Origin of the sequence: Streptomyces nitrosporeus, assembly GCF_008704555.1 — a bacterium.
Classification (GTDB): Bacteria; Actinomycetota; Actinomycetes; order Streptomycetales; family Streptomycetaceae; genus Streptomyces; species Streptomyces nitrosporeus.
In genome coordinates, this window is record NZ_CP023702.1 from 527520 (window position 1) to 546087 (window position 18568).

General features: G+C 72.7%; 19 protein-coding genes. 12 read left to right on the forward strand and 7 right to left on the reverse strand.

What is annotated here, in order from left to right; genetic code table 11:
- The first annotated feature begins 87 nt into the window (after window positions 1–87).
- Window positions 88–1086, forward strand: coding sequence for a type I glyceraldehyde-3-phosphate dehydrogenase (gene gap / locus CP967_RS02370; protein ID WP_150486318.1), 999 nt, complete (start codon window positions 88–90; stop codon window positions 1084–1086).
- 113 nt (window positions 1087–1199) lie between these two features.
- On the opposite strand, the gene CP967_RS02375 is transcribed toward gap, so the two are convergent.
- The gene (locus CP967_RS02375) at window positions 1200–2102 is read right to left on the reverse strand and encodes an aminoglycoside phosphotransferase family protein (RefSeq protein WP_150486319.1); all 903 of its coding nucleotides are present in this window, start codon (window positions 2100–2102) and stop codon (window positions 1200–1202) included.
- Window positions 2103–2307: 205 nt separating this feature from the next.
- Here CP967_RS02375 and CP967_RS02380 point away from each other — a divergent pair, with 205 nt between their 5' ends.
- The gene (locus CP967_RS02380; RefSeq protein ID WP_150486320.1) at window positions 2308–3036 is read left to right on the forward strand and encodes a MerR family transcriptional regulator; all 729 of its coding nucleotides are present in this window, start codon (window positions 2308–2310) and stop codon (window positions 3034–3036) included.
- Window positions 3037–3072: 36 nt separating this feature from the next.
- Here CP967_RS02380 and CP967_RS02385 read toward each other — a convergent pair whose 3' ends face one another.
- From CP967_RS02385 to CP967_RS02400, 4 genes are all read right to left on the reverse strand, one after another.
- Entirely contained in the window at window positions 3073–5244 is a 2172-nt protein-coding gene (locus tag CP967_RS02385) for a 3-hydroxyacyl-CoA dehydrogenase NAD-binding domain-containing protein (protein WP_150486321.1), read from the reverse strand.
- Between the two features lie 50 nt (window positions 5245–5294).
- The gene (locus CP967_RS02390) at window positions 5295–6509 is read right to left on the reverse strand and encodes an acetyl-CoA C-acetyltransferase (RefSeq protein ID WP_150486322.1); all 1215 of its coding nucleotides are present in this window, start codon (window positions 6507–6509) and stop codon (window positions 5295–5297) included.
- Between the two features lie 36 nt (window positions 6510–6545).
- Window positions 6546–7688 carry an acyl-CoA dehydrogenase family protein gene (locus CP967_RS02395; protein ID WP_150486323.1) on the reverse strand — a complete coding sequence of 381 codons (1143 nt, stop codon included), beginning with the start codon at window positions 7686–7688 and terminating at the stop codon, window positions 6546–6548.
- A 78-nt stretch (window positions 7689–7766) separates the two neighbouring features.
- Entirely contained in the window at window positions 7767–8918 is a 1152-nt protein-coding gene (locus tag CP967_RS02400; RefSeq protein WP_150486324.1) for a CaiB/BaiF CoA transferase family protein, read from the reverse strand.
- Between the two features lie 229 nt (window positions 8919–9147).
- On the opposite strand from CP967_RS02400, the gene CP967_RS02405 reads away from it, so the two are divergent.
- On the forward strand, window positions 9148–10338 hold the full coding sequence (locus CP967_RS02405; RefSeq protein WP_150486325.1) for a saccharopine dehydrogenase family protein: 1191 nt from the start codon (window positions 9148–9150) through the stop codon (window positions 10336–10338).
- Window positions 10339–10373: 35 nt separating this feature from the next.
- Here CP967_RS02405 and mmpA read toward each other — a convergent pair whose 3' ends face one another.
- Together mmpA and CP967_RS02410 are read right to left on the reverse strand one after the other, a co-directional pair.
- Window positions 10374–10520, reverse strand: coding sequence for a morphogenic membrane protein MmpA (gene mmpA, locus CP967_RS33830; RefSeq protein ID WP_167535313.1), 147 nt, complete (start codon window positions 10518–10520; stop codon window positions 10374–10376).
- Between the two features lie 85 nt (window positions 10521–10605).
- Window positions 10606–11283 carry an endonuclease V gene (locus tag CP967_RS02410; protein WP_150486326.1) on the reverse strand — a complete coding sequence of 226 codons (678 nt, stop codon included), beginning with the start codon at window positions 11281–11283 and terminating at the stop codon, window positions 10606–10608.
- A 212-nt stretch (window positions 11284–11495) separates the two neighbouring features.
- On the opposite strand from CP967_RS02410, the gene aac(6') reads away from it, so the two are divergent.
- From aac(6') to CP967_RS02455, 9 genes are all read left to right on the forward strand, one after another.
- On the forward strand, window positions 11496–11969 hold the full coding sequence (gene aac(6') / locus CP967_RS02415) for an aminoglycoside 6'-N-acetyltransferase (RefSeq protein ID WP_150486327.1): 474 nt from the start codon (window positions 11496–11498) through the stop codon (window positions 11967–11969).
- Window positions 11970–12273: 304 nt separating this feature from the next.
- Window positions 12274–12459, forward strand: a complete 186-nt coding sequence (locus CP967_RS02420; protein WP_150486328.1) for a hypothetical protein — start codon at window positions 12274–12276, stop codon at window positions 12457–12459.
- Entirely contained in the window at window positions 12456–12653 is a 198-nt protein-coding gene (locus tag CP967_RS02425; RefSeq protein WP_150486329.1) for a hypothetical protein, read from the forward strand. Before CP967_RS02420 ends, CP967_RS02425 begins: the two co-directional genes overlap by 4 nt.
- Window positions 12654–12725: 72 nt before the next feature.
- A complete protein-coding gene (locus tag CP967_RS02430; protein ID WP_150486330.1) occupies window positions 12726–12917 on the forward strand; it encodes a hypothetical protein in 192 nt (63 codons plus the stop codon).
- Between the two features lie 45 nt (window positions 12918–12962).
- Window positions 12963–13175, forward strand: coding sequence for a hypothetical protein (locus tag CP967_RS02435; RefSeq protein WP_229888606.1), 213 nt, complete (start codon window positions 12963–12965; stop codon window positions 13173–13175).
- A 188-nt stretch (window positions 13176–13363) separates the two neighbouring features.
- On the forward strand, window positions 13364–15277 hold the full coding sequence (locus tag CP967_RS02440; RefSeq protein ID WP_229888605.1) for an alpha/beta fold hydrolase: 1914 nt from the start codon (window positions 13364–13366) through the stop codon (window positions 15275–15277).
- Window positions 15274–15882 (forward strand): hypothetical protein, encoded by a 609-nt coding sequence (locus CP967_RS02445; protein ID WP_150486332.1) that lies wholly within the window; start codon window positions 15274–15276, stop codon window positions 15880–15882. Before CP967_RS02440 ends, CP967_RS02445 begins: the two co-directional genes overlap by 4 nt.
- On the forward strand, window positions 15879–16685 hold the full coding sequence (locus CP967_RS02450) for a class I SAM-dependent methyltransferase (RefSeq protein ID WP_150486333.1): 807 nt from the start codon (window positions 15879–15881) through the stop codon (window positions 16683–16685). The genes CP967_RS02445 and CP967_RS02450 overlap by 4 nt, the downstream gene beginning before the upstream one ends.
- Window positions 16682–18538: an ABC transporter ATP-binding protein gene (locus CP967_RS02455; RefSeq protein WP_150486334.1), complete on the forward strand. Its 1857-nt coding sequence runs from the start codon at window positions 16682–16684 to the stop codon at window positions 18536–18538. The genes CP967_RS02450 and CP967_RS02455 overlap by 4 nt, the downstream gene beginning before the upstream one ends.
- The last annotated feature ends 30 nt before the right edge of the window (window positions 18539–18568 follow it).

The window sequence follows — 18568 nt, forward strand, 5'->3', positions numbered from 1 at the left end:
TGATCCTTCCGGACCGTGGCGATCACGCCGCTGTCACCGGCGAACGCCGCGCGGGAGCCTGGTGGCGAACCCGGAAGGAGACCGCTCATGACCCGTATCGCCATCAACGGTTTCGGCCGCATCGGACGCAATGTGCTGCGTGCGCTGCTCGAACGCGACAGCGCCCTCGAGGTCGTCGCCGTCAACGACCTCACGGAGCCCGCCACCCTCGCGCGGCTGCTCGCCTACGACACGACGGCGGGCCGGCTCGGCCGTCCGGTGACGGCCGACGGGGACACCCTCGTCGTCGACGGCCGCCGTATCACCGTGCTCGCCGAGCGGGAGCCCGCACGGCTCCCCTGGGCCCGCCTCGGCGTCGACATCGTGCTGGAGGCGACCGGCCGCTTCACGTCGGCCGCGGCCGCCCGCGCCCATCTCGACGCGGGCGCGGGGAAGGTGCTCGTCAGCGCGCCGGCGGACGGCGCCGACGTCACCCTCGCGTTCGGGGTCAACACCGACGCGTACGACCCGGCCGCGCACACGATCGTCTCGAACGCCTCGTGCACGACCAACGCGCTCGCACCGCTGGCAGCGGTGCTCGACGAGCTCGCCGGCATCGAGCACGGTTTCATGACGACGGTGCACGCCTACACGCAGGAGCAGAACCTCCAGGACGGTCCGCACCGTGACGCCCGCCGCGCCCGCGCGGCCGCTGTCAACATCGTGCCGACCACGACGGGGGCCGCCAAGGCGATCGGCCTGGTGCTGCCGAACCTCGACGGCAGGCTGTCGGGGGACTCGATCCGCGTGCCGGTGCCGGTGGGGTCGATCGTCGAACTGAACACGACCGTCGCCCGCGACGTGACGCGCGAGGACGTGCTGGCGGCGTACCGGGCCGCGGCGCGGGGGCCGCTCGCGGGTGTGCTCGAGTACTCGGACGACCCCCTCGTCTCCTCCGACATCACGGGCAACCCGGCCTCTGCGGTATTCGACTCGGCTCTCACCCGCGTCGACGGCCGCCACGTCAAGGTCGTCGCCTGGTACGACAACGAGTGGGGCTTCTCGAACCGTGTGGTCGACACGCTCGGCCTCCTCGCCGCCGGCTGACCGGGGGCCGGGTGCGGCCGTTCCCGGTGGCCGGCGGATACGCCGGGGCATCGGGAACGGCCGCTCACCGGCGGTCCGCCCCGTCCGCCCGGAGGCCGTGCGCCCGAACCGGTTCACCGCTCGCCGGCGGCCTCCAGGACCGCGCGGAGACGCGAGAGGCATTCGCCGGCGAAGAGGGGGCGGGTGTCCCGGTAGTACGACACCCCGCTGATCCCGACGGCGACGGCCCACGCCCGGGCACGCAGCCATGTCGTGTCGTCGAGGCCCAGGGCGTCCCGGTACGTCTGCCGGGCCGCGGGCGGGAGATCCCACAGGGGCGAGTGCTCGGCGTCGGGAAAGCCGACCGAGAGGCCTCCGAAGTCGATGACGGCGTGGAGTCTCCCCCGCTGGACCAGGAGGTTGGCGGGTCTGAGGTCTCCGTGGAGCCACACGTGGCGGGCGGACGGCTCGGGCAGGAGGAGCGCTTCCTGCCACAGGTGCCGCAGGTGTGCGAGGCCGAGGCCCTGGACCGTCCGGCAGGCGTCGAAGCACCCGCTGATCCACCGGTCGCAGGCGCGCAGGCCGCCTCCGCGGTACCAGCTGAGCCCGCCTTGGCGGGTGGCTCCCATGAGGGGGACGGAGTGCAGGCTCCGCACGACCGTCGCCAGGTCGCTCCCGAAGGCGGCCCGGTCGGTGACCGACGCCGGGCCGGCTTCGTCACCGTCGATCCACCGGTACACCGACCAGGCGAGCGGGAACGCGGGGCCCGGCACGCCCTCGTGCACCGGCTCGGGGATGCGGCAGGGAAGATGCGGTGCCAACCGCGGCAGCCATGTCTGCTCCTCCCGTACGGCCTTCGCGTTGTCCGGGGCGCGTGGCAGCCGGACGAGCAGGTGGTCGCCGAGCCGGTACATCGTGTTGTCCGTGCCCGCGCCGGCCGGTGAGACGGGGAGGGCGGCCCATTCCGGCCGCTGTTCCCGCAGCAGTGACCGGACGACCGCCTCGTCCGCACGGACCTCGTTCTCATGGAGTGCCACGGTGCCGGCGTTCCGCCCGGGCTCCGCCGCCGCCAGTGGTTTTCCCGGGGCGCCCGCCGTCCGGAGCCCGGGCGGGGTCCGTCAGGCCGCGGTGTCCGGTGCGCGGTCCCTCCGGGCACTTTCACAACAGTGGTGCGACAGCAATACTGTTGGACCTGATCGACCGAGCCCGGCAGGACGGGCCCGTCCGCCACGAGGAGCAGCCATGGCCACCGGGACCGAGGAGCCGACGCTCACCGTCGACGAGCTGGCGGCGCGCGCCGGTGTGACCGTACGCACCGTGCGTTTCTACAGCACCCGGGGCCTGCTGCCGCCCCCGGTGATCGGGCCGCGCCGGGTCGGGCACTACGGTCCGGCCCATCTGTCGCGGCTCGCGCTGATCGAGGAGCTCCAGCACCAGGGCATGACACTGGCCGCCATCGAACGCTATCTGGAACAGCTGCCGCCCGATCTGAGCGCGCAGGACCTGGCCATCCACCGGGCCCTGGTGGCTTCCTGGGCGCCGGACGCCGCGGAGGACCTGGAGCGGGCGGAGCTGGAGCGGCGGGCGGGCCGGGCGCTGAGCGGGCCGGATCTGGACCGGCTGGCGGCGATGGGGGTCCTGGAGCACCCGGCCGGGGACGGCCCGTACCGGGTGGACGTGGGGCTGCTGCGGCTCGGGGTGGAGCTGCTGGACGTACCGATCGCGCACGAGACGATCCTGGCCGCGCGGACGGTGCTGATGGAGCACACCCGCTCGGCCGCCCACGAGCTGACCAGGCTGTTCCGCGACGAGGTGTGGAATCCGTACCGGGAGCGGGAGTCCGACCCGGAGCATGTGAAGGCGATGAAGTCGCTGTCGGCCCATATGCAGCCGATGGTGCTCCAGGCGCTGCTGACGGCGTTCCAGCGGTCGCTCAAGGAGGAGCTGCGGGCCGCGTTCACCGACGGGTGAGTCCGTGGTGGGCGCGGCCCGCGGGGGCGTGCCGGGTCAGTCGTGGAAGGTCTCGCCCTTCTCGGCCTTCTCCACCAGCAGCGGCGGCGGCAGGAAGCGGTCGCCGTACCGTTCGGCGAGCTGCCGGGCGCGGGCCACGAAGCCGGGCAGTCCGCCTTCGTAGCCGTTGATGTACTGGAGGACGCCGCCGGTCCACGGCGGGAAGCCGATGCCCATGACGGAGCCGATGTTGGCGTCGGCGACGGTCGTCAGGACGTTCTCCTCCAGGCAGCGGACGCTGTCCAGGGCCTCGGAGAAGAGCATCCTCTCCCGCATGTCCTCGAACGGGATCTCGCGTCCCGGCTCGGTGAAGTGCTCCCGCAGTCCGGGCCAGAGCAGGCCGCGCCGGCCGTCCTCGCCGTAGTCGTAGAAGCCCGCTCCCCCGCTGCGGCCGGGACGGCCGAACTCGTCGACCATCCGGTCGACGACCGCGTCGGCGGGGTGGGTGGCCCAGGTGCCGCCGGCCTCCTCGACGGCGCGGCGGGTCTCCTCGCGGATCCTGCGCGGGAGGGTGAGGGTGAGTTCGTCCATCAGGCTGAGGACCTTGGCGGGGTAGCCGGCCTGGGCGGCGGCCTGTTCGACGGAGGCCGGGTCGATGCCCTCGCCGACCATGGCGACGCCCTCGTTGATGAAGTGGCCGATGACGCGGGAGGTGAAGAAGCCGCGGGAGTCGTTGACGACGATCGGGGTCTTCTTGATCCGGCGTACCAGGTCGAAGGCGCGGGCGAGCGCCTCGTCACCGGTCCGCCCGCCCTTGATGATCTCCACCAGGGGCATCTTGTCGACCGGTGAGAAGAAGTGCAGGCCGATGAAGTCGGCCTGCCGCTCGACGCCTTCGGCGAGGACGGTGATGGGCAGGGTGGAGGTGTTGGAGCACAGCAGCGCGTCCGGCTCGACGATGTGCTGGATCTCCTGGAACACCTTGTGCTTGAGAGCGGTGTCCTCGAAGACCGCCTCGATCACCACGTCGCAGCCGGCCAGGTCGGCCGGGTCGGCGGTGGGGGTGATGCGGGCGAGGAGTTCGTCGCGCTTCGCCTCGGTCGTGCGTCCCCGGCTCAGCGCCTTGGCGAGCAGCTTCTCGCTGTACGCCTTGCCGCGGGCGGCGGCCTCGGCGGAGACGTCCTTGAGGACGACGTCGATACCGGCGCGGGCACAGGAGTACGCGATGCCCGCGCCCATCATCCCGGCGCCGAGCACGGCGACCTTGCGGACCGGCCGCTCCTCGGCACCGGCCGGGCGACTGGCGCCGGAGTTGACGGCCTGGAGGTCGAAGAAGAACGCCTGGATCATGTTCTTGGAGATCTGGCCGGTGACCAGCTCGGTGAAGTACCGGGCCTCGATGGTCTGGGCGGTCTCGAAGTCGACCTGGGAGCCCTCGACGGCGGCGGCCATGATGTTGCGGGGCGCGGGCATGGGGGCGCCCGCCAGCTGCTTCTTCAGATTGGCCGGGAAGGCCGGCAGGTTGGCGGCGAACTTCGGGTTCGAGGGGGTGCCGCCGGGGATGCGGTAGCCCTTGACGTCCCAGGGCTGGTGGGATTCGGGGTGGGCGTCGATGAAGGCGCGCGCCTTCTCCAGCATCTCCTCGGGAGTGGTCGCGACCTCGTGGACCAGGCCGTTCTCCAGGGCCCGGCGCGGGGTGTACTGGGTGCCCTGGAGGAGGACCTTGAGGAGGGCGTCGGTGAGGCCCATCAGGCGTACGGTGCGGGTGACACCGCCGCCTGCGGGGAGCAGGCCGAGGGTGACCTCGGGCAGACCGATCCGGGAGCCGGGGGCGTCCAGGGCGATGCGGTGATGGGCGGCGAGGGCGATCTCGTAACCGCCGCCGAGTGCGGCGCCGTTGATCGCGGCGACGACCGGTTTGCCGAGGGTCTCGATACGGCGCAGGGCGCGCTTGACGGACATCCCGGCGTCGAACGCGTCCTGGGCGTTCCCGGGGCCGATGCGGATCATGTCCTTGAGGTCGCCGCCGGCGAAGAAGGTCTTCTTCGCGGAGGTGTAGATGATGCCCCGGATGGAGTCCTTCTCGGCCTCGGCGCGGTCGGCGACGGCCTTCACGGAGTCCCGGAAGGCCTGGTTCATGGTGTTGGCGGATTGTGCGGGGTCGTCCAGGACGAGGGTGACGATGCCGGTCTCGTCCTGTTCCCAGCGGATGGTGGTGCTCTCGGTCATGGGTCTTCTCCGTAAACGGGGTCCGGGAGGGATGGCGTGAGCGGGACGGGTCAGAGACGCTCGACGACGGTGGCGATGCCCATACCGCCGCCGACACACAGGGTCGCCAGCCCGTAACGCTTGTCCCGGCGTTCGAGCTCGTCGACGAGAGTCCCCAGGATCATCGCGCCGGTCGCCCCGAGAGGATGCCCCATCGCGATGGCACCACCATTGACATTCACCTTGTCCAGACTCAGCCCCATCTCCCGCACGAAACGCAGGACCACCCCGGCGAAAGCCTCGTTGATCTCCACCAGATCGATGTCCCCGATGCCCAGCCCCGCCCTGGCCAACGCCTTACGCGTCGCCGGAGCCGGACCCGTGAGCATGATCGTGGGCTCCGAACCCGACACCGCCGCGGAAACGATCCGCGCCCGCGCCCTCAGCCCGTACCGCTCACCGACCTCCCCGCTCCCCACCACCACCAGCGCCGCCCCGTCCACGATCCCCGACGAATTACCCGCATGATGGACATGATCGATCTTCTCCACCCAGTGATACTTCTGCAGCGCCACCGCGTCGAACCCGCCCATCTCCCCCACCGCGGCGAACGACGGCCTGAGCCCGGCCAGCGAATCCGCCGTCGTCCCCGGACGCATGTGCTCATCCCGGTCCAGCACCAGCAACCCGTTACGGTCACGCACCGCAACCACCGAACGGGCGAACCGCCCCTCCTTCCACGCCACCGCCGCCCGCTCCTGCGACAACGCCGCGTACTCATCCACATCACGCCGCGAGAAACCCTCCACCGTCGCGATCAGATCCGCACCGACCCCCTGCGGCGCGAAACCCGTCTCGAAACTCGTCATCGGATCCATCGCCCAGGCACCCCCGTCACTGCCCATCGGGACCCGCGACATCGACTCCACACCCCCCGCCAGAACCAGGTCCTCCCACCCCGAACGCACCTTCGCCGCCGCCAGGTTCACCGCCTCCAGACCCGACGCGCAGAAGCGGTTCTCCTGCACCCCCGCCACCGAATCCGGCAGACCCGCCGCGAGCGCGGCGATACGGGCGATGTCGGAACCCTGGTCACCCAGCGGACTGACCACACCCAGCACGACATCGTCGACCGCCGCCGGATCCAGATCCGGGAAACGCCGGAGAGTCTCATGGATCAGACCGACGACCAGATCGATCGGCTTCGTACCGTGCAAAGCCCCATCGGCCTTGCCACGGCCACGCGGGGTACGGATCGCGTCGTAGACATACGCTTCGGTGCTCAAGACAGCAGCCTTTCGAAAAGGGTGGGCAGGAAGAGGTCAGCCGAGCAGGGAGCGGCCGATGATCTCCTTCATGATCTCGGTCGTCCCGCCGTAGATGGTCTGGATGCGGCCGTCGGTGAAAGCCCTGGCGACCCGGTACTCACTCATGTAGCCGTAACCGCCGTGCAGTTGCAGACAACGGTCGGCGACCCGCTTCTGCAGCTCCGTCGCCCACCACTTGGCCATCGAGGCATGGACCGCGTCCAGAGCCCCCTCGGAGTGGTCGGTAACACACCGGTCCAGGAAAGCCCGCGTGACAGCACACTCGGTGGCCATCTCCGCGATCTCGAAACGCACATGCTGCAACTTCGCCAGCGGACGCCCGAAAGCCTCACGCTCCTTCACGTACCGCGTGGTGATCTCCACCAGGTGTTCGGCGGCGGCGATCGCGGCGACCGCTATGCCCATGCGCTCCTGGGCGAGGTTGGTCATCAGGTGGATGAAGGCGCCGTCGCGTTCCCCGAGGAGGTTCTCCTTGGGGACGCGTACGTCGTCGAAGAAGAGTTCGGCGGTGTCCTGGGACTTCTGGCCGATCTTGTCGAGGTTGCGGCCGCGGGTGAAGCCCTCGGCCCCGCGCTCGACGACGAGCAGCGAGAGGCCCTTCGCACCGCCCTCGGGGGTGGTGCGGGCGACGACGATCACCAGGTCGGCGAGGATGCCGTTGGAGATGAAGGTCTTCGACCCGTTCAGCAGCCAGTGGTCGCCCCGGTCCTCGGCGGTGGTACGGATGCCCTGGAGGTCGGAGCCCGCCCCCGGTTCCGTCATGGCGATGGCGGTGACGGTCTCGCCGCTGCAGAAGCCGGGCAGCCAGCGGCGCTTCTGCTCCTCGGTGGCGAGGGTGGTGAGGTACGGCCCGACGATGTCGTTGTGCAGCCCGACCGCGAGGCCGGCCACCCCCGCGCGGGTGAACTCCTCGGCCAGGACCGCGCTGTAGCGGAAGTCGCCGTTGCCTCCGCCGCCGTACTCCTCCCCGACCGCCATCCCCAGCAGGCCCTGACGGCCCGCCGCCCGCCAGGCGTCCCGCGAGACGATGCCGTCCTGTTCCCACTGCTCGTAGTACGGGAGGACCTCCTTCTCCAGGAAGGTGCGGACGGTCCCGCGGAACGCCTCGTGTTCTTCGGTGAAGATCTGCCGCTGCACTTCGGGCCTCCTTGGGCCGGTTGGTTCGGTACGGGCGGGGCGGGCGGGCCGTGTGGAGCGGCGGGACGGGCGCTTCCGTCAGCCGGCGGCCCCTTCGCCGGGGGGCACGAGGCCGGGCACTCCCCATTCCTCCGCGACGGCCTCGGTGTCGGCACCCGGGCGGGCGGGCCCGCGGCGCACCGAGACGGGGGTCGCGGAGAAGCGGGGCGCGGGCGCGGGCTGGGTGAGGCCGTCGTGCTCCACGTAGGTGGAGCGGGCGGCGAGGTGGGGGTGGGACGGGGCCTCGCGGAGCGAGAGGACCGGGGCCACGCACGCGTCCGTGGGCTCGAAGACCTCCGTCCACTCGGCCCGGGTACGTGACGCGAAGCGCGCGGCGACGAGGTCGCGCAGTTCGGGCCACCGGCCGGGGTCGCTCCGGTCCGGGGCTTCTTCCCCGATCCCGAGCAGCGCGGTGAACTCCTCGTAGAACCGCGGTTCCAGGGGGCCGACGGCCATGTACCCGCCGTCGGAGGTCTCGTAGGTGCCGTAGAAGGGACAGCCTCCGTCGAGGATGTTGGTGCCGCGCCGGTCCTGCCAGGTTCCGGCGGCGAGCATGCCGTGGATCATCGTGGCGAGGTGCGCCGACCCGTCGACGACGGCGGCGTCCACGACCTGCCCGGTGCCGTCGGGCGTACGGGCGTGCTGGAGGGCGGCGAGGACGCCGACGACGAGGTAGAGGGAGCCGCCCGCGTAGTCGCCGAGCAGGTTGGCGGGTACGACGGGCGGCCCGCCGGCCCGCCCGATCATGGAGAGGGTCCCGCTGAGCGCGATGTAGGCGACGTCGTGCCCCGCCCGGCCGGCCAGCGGCCCGTCCTGGCCCCAGCCGGTCATCCTCCCGTACACCAGCCGGGGGTTGCGCTCCATGCACGCGTCCGGGCCGACCCCGAGGCGTTCCGCGACGCCGGGCCGGTAGCCCTCGATCAGGATGTCGGCGCGCCCGGCGAGTTCGAGGACCTGTTCGGCGCCGCCCTCTGCCTTGAGGTCGACGAGGACCGAGCGCTTGTTGCGGTTGGTGAGGTCGTACGCGGGGTCGATGCCGAGGACGGAGCCGCCCGGGCGGTCGACGCGCACCACGTCGGCGCCCAGGTCGGCGAGCAGCATCGCGGCGAACGGGCCGGGGCCGATACCCGCCAGCTCGACGACGCGCACCCCGGCCAGCGGGCCGCCCGGGCGGTGTCCTGTCGTTGACATCAAGCCCCCAGCGGTGTGACACAACTGATGTAACATCGATGATGCTAAGAAGAAGGCCCCCTCCGCACAACCCTTTCGGCCGAGCAAGCGCTTAGAAGTCCTGGAGCGATCCTCCCGCACCCGGGGCCTCCCGGCCGGGCAACGCCACGGCCCCCTCCGCTACCCTCTGGCAGCCAGAGCCGGTCATGACGACCGGTCCCGCTTCGGCGCCGGCCGCCACGGAGGCAGAGTGAACAGGCAGAACGGGGTGGAACGCCCCCTGGACATCGTCCTTTTCGGCGCCACGGGCTTCGTGGGGGCGCTCACCGCCGCCTATCTGGCCGAGCACGCCCCCGAAGGCTGCCGCTGGGCACTGGCCGGCCGCGATTCCTCCAAGCTGGAACGCCTCCGTGAACGGCTCGCCGCGGCCTTTCCCCGCTGCGCGGAGCTGCCGCTGGTCACCGCGGACGCCGACGACGACGGCGCGCTCGGCGACCTGGCCCGGTCCGCCCATGTGGTGGTCTCGACGGTGGGGCCGTACGTCAGGTACGGCGCGAAGCTGGTCGCCGCCTGCGCCGAGGCCGGCACGGACTACGCCGATCTCACCGGCGAGCCGGAGTTCGTGGACCGGATGTACCTGGAGCACGACGCCCGCGCGCGGGAGACGGGCGCCCGGCTCGTGCACGCCTGCGGCTTCGACTCCGTACCGCACGACCTGGGGGTCTGGTTCACCGTCGGCCGCCTGCCCGAGGGGGTCCCGCTGACGGTGGACGGGTTCGTCCGCACCCACGCGGTCTTCTCCGGCGGTACGTTCGCCTCGGCGCTCACCGCGCTGGGCCGTGGCCCGCAGACGGCCCGCGCCGCGCGGGAGCGCCGACGGCGCGAACCCCGGCCGGTGGGCCGGCGGGCCAGGGCGCCGCAGGGGTCACCGCACTTCAGCTCGGCGACCGGCACCTGGGCGCTGCCGCTGCCGACTCTGGACCCGAGGGTGGTGGAACGCTCGGCGCGGGCGCTGGAACGGTACGGCCCGGACTTCCGCTACCGGCACTTCGCCTCGGTGAAGCGGCTCCCGGTGGCACTCGGCGGGACGGCCGCGCTCGGGGCGCTGGCCGGTGCCGCGCAGGTCCCCCCGCTCCGGGAGTGGCTGATGAGCCGTTACGCGGCGGGCAGCGGGCCCGGCGAACGGCGCAGGAGCCAGAGCTGGTTCACGGTGCGCTTCGTCGGGGAGGGCGGAGGCCGGCGGGTCTTCACGGAGGTCTCGGGCGGCGATCCGGGCTACGACGAGACGGCGAAGATGCTGGCCGAGTCCGCCCTGTGCCTGGCCCTGGACGAACTGCCGCGGACGGCGGGGCAGGTGACCACGGCGGTGGCGATGGGGGACGCGCTGCTGGAGCGGCTGCGCTCGGCCGGGATCGGCTTCCGGGTGGCCGCGGCGCTCTGAGCGTCCGCACCACACGCGCCGGCCGTCGCCGGGGCTCAGAGCATCCAGGACGCGAGTGTGACGACCATGGAGACGGTCCATGCCGCACTCGCGAAGACGCCGAGGGTCATACCGACGGCGATCTTGCGCTGAGCCAGGCGAACGGTTCCGGTGCTCATACGGGGCGTGTTGTGGTCGATCATGTGTACCAGCCTGCCCTGAATGTTCGACGAACAACATCCGTACATGTACTCAGTCGGCAACAATCCGGCCGCGCCGGCGGCCGGATCAGGCCACGGCCTCCCGCAGCGCGGCCCGGCAGAGGGCGTCCGCCCTGCGAGTGGTCTCCGGCTGACGGAAGTCACGGGCCAGGGCGAGGGTGTGGGCGCACGCGTTGTCCAGTCCGGTGCGGTGGCCGACGGAGACGAAGACGGGTCTGGTGCCCTCCTGGGTGCGCAGGGCCCGGCCGACTTCCTCCTCCCCGTCCAGCAGCGGGCTGAAGTCGCCGCGGTGGGGGCCGGGTTGTCCGTACCGGAAGGTGAAGGGGTTCTTCGCGACACCGATCACGGGGAGCCCGGTGAGCACACCGAGGTGGCTGGCGAGGCCGAACCTGCGCGGGTGGGCCCGTCCGTAGCCGTCGCAGACGACGAGCCCGGGGTCGGCGGTGAGCGCCTCCAGCGCGGCGAGCACGGCCGGGATCTCGCGGAAGGCCAGCAGCCCCGGCACATAGGGGAAGGTGACCTTGCCGCGCGCGGTGGACCGGTCGACCACGTCGAGTGTGGCCGCGTCCAGCACGACGGCCGCCGCGACCACGACGTCCCGCTCCTCGTCGTACGCCACGTCCACGCCGGTGACATGGCCGGTGCCGGGCGGCGGCCCGCTCTCGTCGAGCACCACCCGCTCGCGCAACACGTCCTGGAGGGCGCGGGCTTCGGCTTCGTCTGCGGGCATCGGGAACGTCGTCATGGTGCGGCCGAGTCTAACGACGGCGCCGGCGGCCGGGCGGTCCGGTCCGTACCGCGAAAAGGACTGCGGGCACACCGGAAAGACGCCGCGGGTGCCCCGGGAAGGGACTGCGGGGGCCGTGGAGAGGGCACTGCCGGTGCCGTGGAGAAGGAGCCGCGGGTGCCGTGGAAAAGGGGCTGCGGGTGCCGTCGCCGCCCGGGGAGGATGGGGGCATGGAGCTGAGCGGGGACAGGATCACACTGCGGCCGGTGACCGGGGACGACGTCGCCGCCCTCGACCGGATCGTACGGGAGCCGGCCGTCGCGGCGTGGTGGCCGCCCCCGGACGGCTACGAGGGCAAGCTGGCCGTCGTCCACGGGGGCGAGGTCATCGGTGCCGTCCAGTTCTCCGAGGAGGGCGGCCAGGAGTTCCGCCGCGCCGGCATCGACGTGTTCCTGACGACGGGGCACCACGGGGAGGGACTCGGCACCGACACGGTCCGCACGCTGGCCCGGTGGCTCGTGGAGGAGCGCCGCCACCACCGTCTGACCATCGACCCCGCCGCGGCCAACACCGCGGCGATCCGCTGTTACGGCAAGGCCGGGTTCAAGCCCGTGGGGATCATGCGGTCGTACTGGCGCAACCACCGGACAGGCGTCTGGGAGGACGGCCTGCTGATGGACCTGCTCGCGGACGAGCTGACCTGACCCGGTCGCCCGGCAGGCGCGGAACGCGCGCTTTTGGCACCCGCCGTCCGGGGCCGACTTCCGATCATGCGCCGTTCCCCGGGCCCTCAAACGCCCCGGAGCACCCTCTCTCCGGGCCTGCACCATCCTGCTGTCCATCCTGCAGCCTCGTGCCAGCCGATGACCTTCCGTTCGCCCGGCCGCCTCGCCATCGTTGAGCGCACAGACGGCAGCACTCTCCGGCCGGGCCCCAGGGTCCGGGGGACCGCGCTGCCGTACGGACCCGGCGGCGCCCGGCGCCGACCGGGCTGACGGAGGAGGGAACGTGCAACAGGCAAGAACCCCCCGCTGGGCGGCCGTGGGGCCGCTCGAAGAGGGCGCCGAGGGCGAGGTGTTCGGCGGCGCGGCACCGATCGCCGCCACGCAGGTGGTCGTCACCGTCGCCGCCGCCGTGGTCGTCGCCTACGCGGCCGGCGCCATCATCGGCCAGACCGAACCCGTGATGCAGTGACCGGGCCCCGGCGAGCGGGGGCCGAGCGGCTCCCGTTCCGTCACACCGCCCCGGCCACGACGCGTGAGCTGGTCCCGGACGACACCGGAGACCCCGGTGCGGCCGCCGGTCCGGTCGCCTCGGTCGTCGTGGCGGAGTTCGGCGCCGTCGTGGCGGTCAGTTTCATCGGGGGCAGCGAGTACCCGCATCTCTGAGCGGGCCCCTCGCGCCACCGGCCCGGCACCCCACGCACCCGCGTGCCATCCGATCACACAAGGAGAAAGAGCATGAACGTCGCCCTGTGCCCGGTCACCCCGGCCACGTCGCGTCCGCTGTCCGAGACCGACACCGGCTTCACCCGCACGGAGGCCACCCCGGTCGCCGCCACCCCGGTGACCGCGGCGGCTTTCGTCGCGGGCATCGCGCTCGGCGTGGCCGTCTGCCAGGCGATCGGCTCGCAGGAGCCGGTCATCCAGTAGCCGCTCCCCCACCCGGAGAAGAACGACGAGGAAAAGGAGATCGACATGAGTGATGTGTCCTTTCTGCGGAGACCCGGCGCCCTCACCGACATCGGGATCGAGGATCCTGAGGGCCGGTACACCACCGCACACGCACCTGTCATGGCCACACCAGCAGTGGCATCGGGTGTGATCATCGGCTACGCCCTGGTGAACGCGTTCGTGGCCGGACGTGACGGCGGGCCCATCCAGCCCGTGCCGGAGATCGTCCTCGGCTGACGCAGACGTCCGGTCCCGGCACGGTCGGCGTACCGGCCGTGCCGGGACCGGCGAGGGCGGCCCGCCGGGGTCTCCCGCTCCGGAGCGCATCCGTATCCGGGTGGTCCGCACGCCGGGCCCCCGCCACCGGTCCACCCGGCGGCCGGGGCCGGTGCCGGTCACCCGGCTTCCGTCCAGGAGAACCTTCCATGCCTTCTTCCCCCGACAGGCCCAGAGCCTCCCGGCCCACGGTCCGGGCCGTGCTCTCGGCCCTCACCGGTCCTGTGCCCGTCTCCCGCACCCAGGCCATCGGCGCCGCCGAGCGCCTGGCAGCGGTGACCTCCCTGCTGTCCAGCCTGGAACACCTCACCGGCCCGGAGCACAAGCGGACGGGCGGACTGAACGACTGGGCCCTCGCCCGGCACGGCCACGCCCGCTACGGCAGGCCGCTGCGCAAGCTGCTCGACGCCGTGGCCGACGAGCGGACCACCCGGGTGCTGCATGCCGCCCGGGTGGCCGCGAGCGCCGCCCTCCTGCTGCCGGGCGACAGCCGCCGGCGCGGGGCCGCCAACCTCTTCCTCGGCGTCAGCGGGGCCCTGCTCTACCCCACCCACCGCTACGGCACCGACGGGTCCGACCAGGCGTCCGGCATGGTGCAGACCGCGACCGGCCTGGCCCGGCTCGTCCCCTCGCCCGCGGCCCAGGACGCGCTGCTGTGGTACGTCGCGATCCAGTCCAACCTGTCGTACGCCGTCTCCGGCTGGGTCAAGCTGCTCGGCCGGGACTGGCGCGACGGCTCCGCGCTGACCGGCGTCATGCGCACCAGGACCTACGGGCACGAGGGGGTCTGGCGGCTGGCCCGGCGCCACCCCCGCGCCGCGCGCACCCTGGCGCACGGCGTGCTGGCCCTGGAGTGCCTCTTCCCGGTGCTCTATCTCAAGGGCGGCCTGCTGGCCCGGCCGGTGATCGGCGCCGCCGCCGCCTTCCACGTCGCCAACGGCTTCGTCATGGGCCTGGGCAGGTTCGTTCCGGCCTTCACCGCGATGCATCCGATGGTCGCCTACACCAGCGCCCCGCGCAGCCACCCCGCGGTCGCCGGGCGGGACGACCGCATGCCGGCGGCCCTGGGCCTGCTCCTGGCGGGCACCGCGGCCGTCGCGGCCACCGTCGCCGCCCACCGCAGGCTGCGCGCCACCGACCACGCGTACGGCGGCACGGTCACCACCCGGCACGGCAACGAACTCGCCCACGACGGCACGGCCACCGGGCAGGGTTCCGGCCCGGTGACGGTCCTGGTGCACGGACTCGGTGCCCTGCCCGCCCACTTCAGCTGGTACACCAGGGCCCTCGGCGCCGGCGGACACCAGTGGCTGGCCTACAGCCGGGCCGGTTACGGGGCGAGCAGACGGCACGCCGGCACGCCGTACCACCTGGGGGAATCGGTGGACGACCTGGTCGACCTGGTCGAGGCCGCCGTCCCGGCGGGGCGTCAGGTGTCGCTGGTGGGGCACTCCCTGGGCGGTGAGATCGCCCGGCGGGCGGCCGTCCGGCTCGGCGGGCGGGTGCACTCCGTCGTCTACGTGGACAGCTCCCATCCCGAGCAGCTCGACCGGTCCGGCCAGCAGGGCCGGAACGCCCGCCACGTCGAGGAGATGATCCGCACCACCTCCGTCAGCCTGCGGCTGGGCCTCGGCATCCTCATGCAGACCCCCGACTGGGTCGAGAACCTGCCCGCCCCCGTGCGGAGCCGCGCGATGGCCGAGTACGCCGACCCCCGGGTGTGGACCGCCGCCCTGCGGGAATGGCGGGCCGCGGAGCGGGACTTCCGCTCCTTCCAGGGCCCCCTCCCCCCGCTGGACACCCATGCCCTGGTGCTCTCGGCCCAGCACACGGTGGACCGCGACCCGGACCATCTGCTCATGCACAAGGACCTCGCCGACGCCCATCCGCCCGGCCGGACCGTGCGCAGCGCCGTCATCGAGGCGGCCGACCACGACGGCATCCTGACCGACCCCCGGTTCGCCGCCGAGGCGGCCCGCCACCTCGTCGGCTTCCTCGGTGACACCACCGCCCGGAACACGGACGGGCGGCACCCCGCCCCGGCGGAACAGGAGGCCCGGTGAACACCACCGTTCTCACCCGTCCCACCCGTCAGGTGTTCTCCCGGCACTTCGGCGGCACCGACGGCACGGTCCGGCTGCTCGCCGGCCTCGCGCTGGTGGGCACCATCTGCTCCCAGCACCCGCAGCCGTCCTTCAGCAGGCTCATCCGGCTCGACGTGTTCTCCACGCTCTTCCCCAACTGGCGCTTCTTCGCGCCGAACCCGGCCCAGCACGACCTCCAGTTCTACTACCGCACCCTCGACGAGGCGGGGGAGACCTCCGACTGGGTCCCCGTCGAGGTCATCGCCGGGCGCAGGGCCCACCAGATCCTCTGGTTCCCCGGCCGCCGCGCGGAGAAGGCCGTCTTCGACCTGGGCGCCGAGGTGATGCGCCACCTCGACAAGGGCTTCGCGGTGGCCCGCGGCCTGCCCGGGTACCGCATCCTCTGCGCCTACTTCCGGGCCGGCATCGAGCGTTCGGGCGCCACCGGGGTGAAGGGCTTCCAGTTCACGCTCGTCCGCAACGCCGGCTACGACGACACCGAGGAGCCCGAGATCATCTTCGTCTCCCCCTACACACCGATGCGCGCCCCGTCCGCTCCGGCGGCAGAAAGCGAGAAGGCATGAGCACCGCCACCGCCCCGTCGGACACCGCGGCCCCCGAGATCGCGGACATCGGTTACGGCAGGGTCTTCGCCGGTTTCTACGACCGCCTCTTCCCCGAGGACGGCGCCGCCGCCCGTACGGCCGCGGCGCTGGCCTCCTGGCATCCCGGCGGTCCCGCCCTCGAACTCGGTGTGGGCACGGGCCGCATCGCCGTACCGCTCGCCCGGCTCACCGGCGAGGTCGTCGGGGTGGACTCCTCCCCGGAGATGCTCGAACAGCTCCGCTCCGCCACCGGTCCCCAGGACGCGGTGACCCCCGTGCACGGCGACATCCGCACCCATGACGACGGCACCCGCTACGGGCTCGTCTACTGCGTCTGCGGGACGCTGTCCCTGGTGCTCGACCCGGCGGACCAGCGCGCCGCGATCACCCGCGCGGCGCGGAGCCTCGCTCCCGGGGGCACCCTGGTGGTGGAGACCCACAACCCGGGCTTCGTCCGCACCCTGCACGAAGGGCTCAGCCGCACCTCCTTCTTCGTGCCCTACCCCGAGCCGGGGACGGGACTGCAGACCTACTCCACCCTGCTCCTCGAACAGAACCTGTGGCACACCTCCCATCTGCTGCACGAGCCGGGCGGCACCCGCATCGGGAGCGAGATCACCCGGCTCACCACACCGGAGGACGTCGACGCCTACGCGACCGGTGCCGGACTCGAACGGACGGGCCTGTACGGGGACTGGTCGGGCGGGCCGTTCGTCCCTGAGCGGAGCCCCGTCCACATCAGCCGCTTCACGCACGCCGCCGGCCGGACGGAACAGCCGTGACCGCCGCCACCGCCACCGCGGTACCGCGCGGGCTCGTCGCCGGTCTGACCCGCGACCAGCGCAGACTGCTGGCGGGCGGGGTGCTGCTGGGGTCGGCCGGGGTGGTGTCCACCCTCGTACAGCCCAAGCTGGTCGCCCGGCTCATCGAGGCGGCGGGCCGGCACGAACCGGTCGCCGCCCTCGTCGCCCTGCTGGCCGTGCTGTTCGTGGCGGACGCCGTGCTCTCCGCGACCCAGGGCTGCCTCATCGGCCGGGCCGGCGAGAACATCGTCCGCGAGGCGCGGGTCCGGCTCTCCGGCAGGGTCCTGCGCGCCGATCTCGCGTATCTGGACTCCCAGCGGCAGGGCGACGTGCACACCCGGCTGGTGGGTGACACCGCGCTGATGAAGATCGCGCTGACCCAGAGCCTCGCGCAGATCCTCCTCAACGGCCTGATCGTGGTCGGCGGGACCGTGATGATGGCTTTGATCGACGTCTGGCTGCTGCTGGTGACCGTCGGCTGCCTCGGTGTGGCGAGCGTCGCCTCCGTCGGGGTGGCCCGGGGCCTGCGCAAGGCGGCCCTGGTGAACCGCGCGGACACCGGTGAGTTCGGCGCGGACCTCCAGCGTGTGCTGGCCGCCCTGCCCACCGTGAAGGCGGCCGGTGCCGAAGGCCGCGAGGAGGACCGGCTCGCGGCGCTCGCGGACCGGGTGCGCCGGTCCGGCAACCGGGTCACCGTCCTGAACGCGCTGTTCTCACCCGTCCTGAACGTGGGCCTCCAGGTGTCGCTGGCCGCGGTGATGGGCATCGGCATGGCCCGGGTGGCCACCGGTTCCCTGGGGGTCGCCGACTTCACCGCCTTCACGATGTACCTCTTCTACCTCGTCTCCCCGCTGGTCCTGGTGTTCCTCTCGGTCGGCACCTACCAGCAGGGCCGGGCCGCCGTGCAACGGGTGGACGAACTGGCGGGGATCCCGCAGGAGGACGCCCCTCCCCCCCGGGGTGCCGCCGCTCCCGCCGCGCCAAAGGACGGTGACGGGCCGCCGGCCGGCGGCGCGGTCCACGAGGGCGGCCACCCGGCGGTGGAGTTCCGCGACGTCGGCTTCGGCTACGGCGACCGGCCCGTCCTGGAGGCGGTCTCCTTCACCGTCCCCCGCCGTGGGCTCACCGCGCTGGTCGGCGTCTCCGGCGCGGGCAAGACCACCGTCTTCCAGCTCATCGAGCGGTTCTACCGGCCCGGGCGCGGCAGCGTCGTCCTGGACGGCAAGGACATCGCGTATCTGTCCCCCGCCGAATTCCGCGGCCGCGTCGGCTACGTCCAGCAGGACAGCGCGGCCATGCGCGGCACCGTCCGGGAGAACATCGTCTACGCGGCACCCGACGCCACCGAGGCGGACATAGCCGAGGCCGTCGAGCTCGCCGGTCTCGGTGACGTGGTCGCGGCCCTGCCCGACGGTCTGGACACCCGCCTCGGCGACCAGGGGACCGGCCTCTCCGGCGGCCAGCGGCAGCGGCTCTGTGTGGCCCGTGCCCTGTTGCAGAAGCCCGCGGTGATCCTCCTCGACGAGGCCACCGCCCATCTGGACTCCGAGGCCGAGGCGGCCCTGCGCGACAGTCTCCGGCGCATCGCGCGCCGCTGCGCGGTCGTCGCCATCGCCCACCGCATCTCCACCGTGGCCGAGGCCGACCGCATCGTGGTCCTGGACGGCGGCCGGGTCCGGGCCGTCGGCACGCACCGGCAGCTCATCCGGGAGGACGACCTCTACCGGCGGCTGGCCGCCGCCCAGTTCGCGGACGGCGCCCGCGCCGCCTCCCCGGGGGAGGACGTGTCCGGTGCGCCGGTGGCGCTGCCCGCGGCGGGGGTCGCCGGATGACCCCCGGCCCCGCCGAGGGCCCGCCCCGGC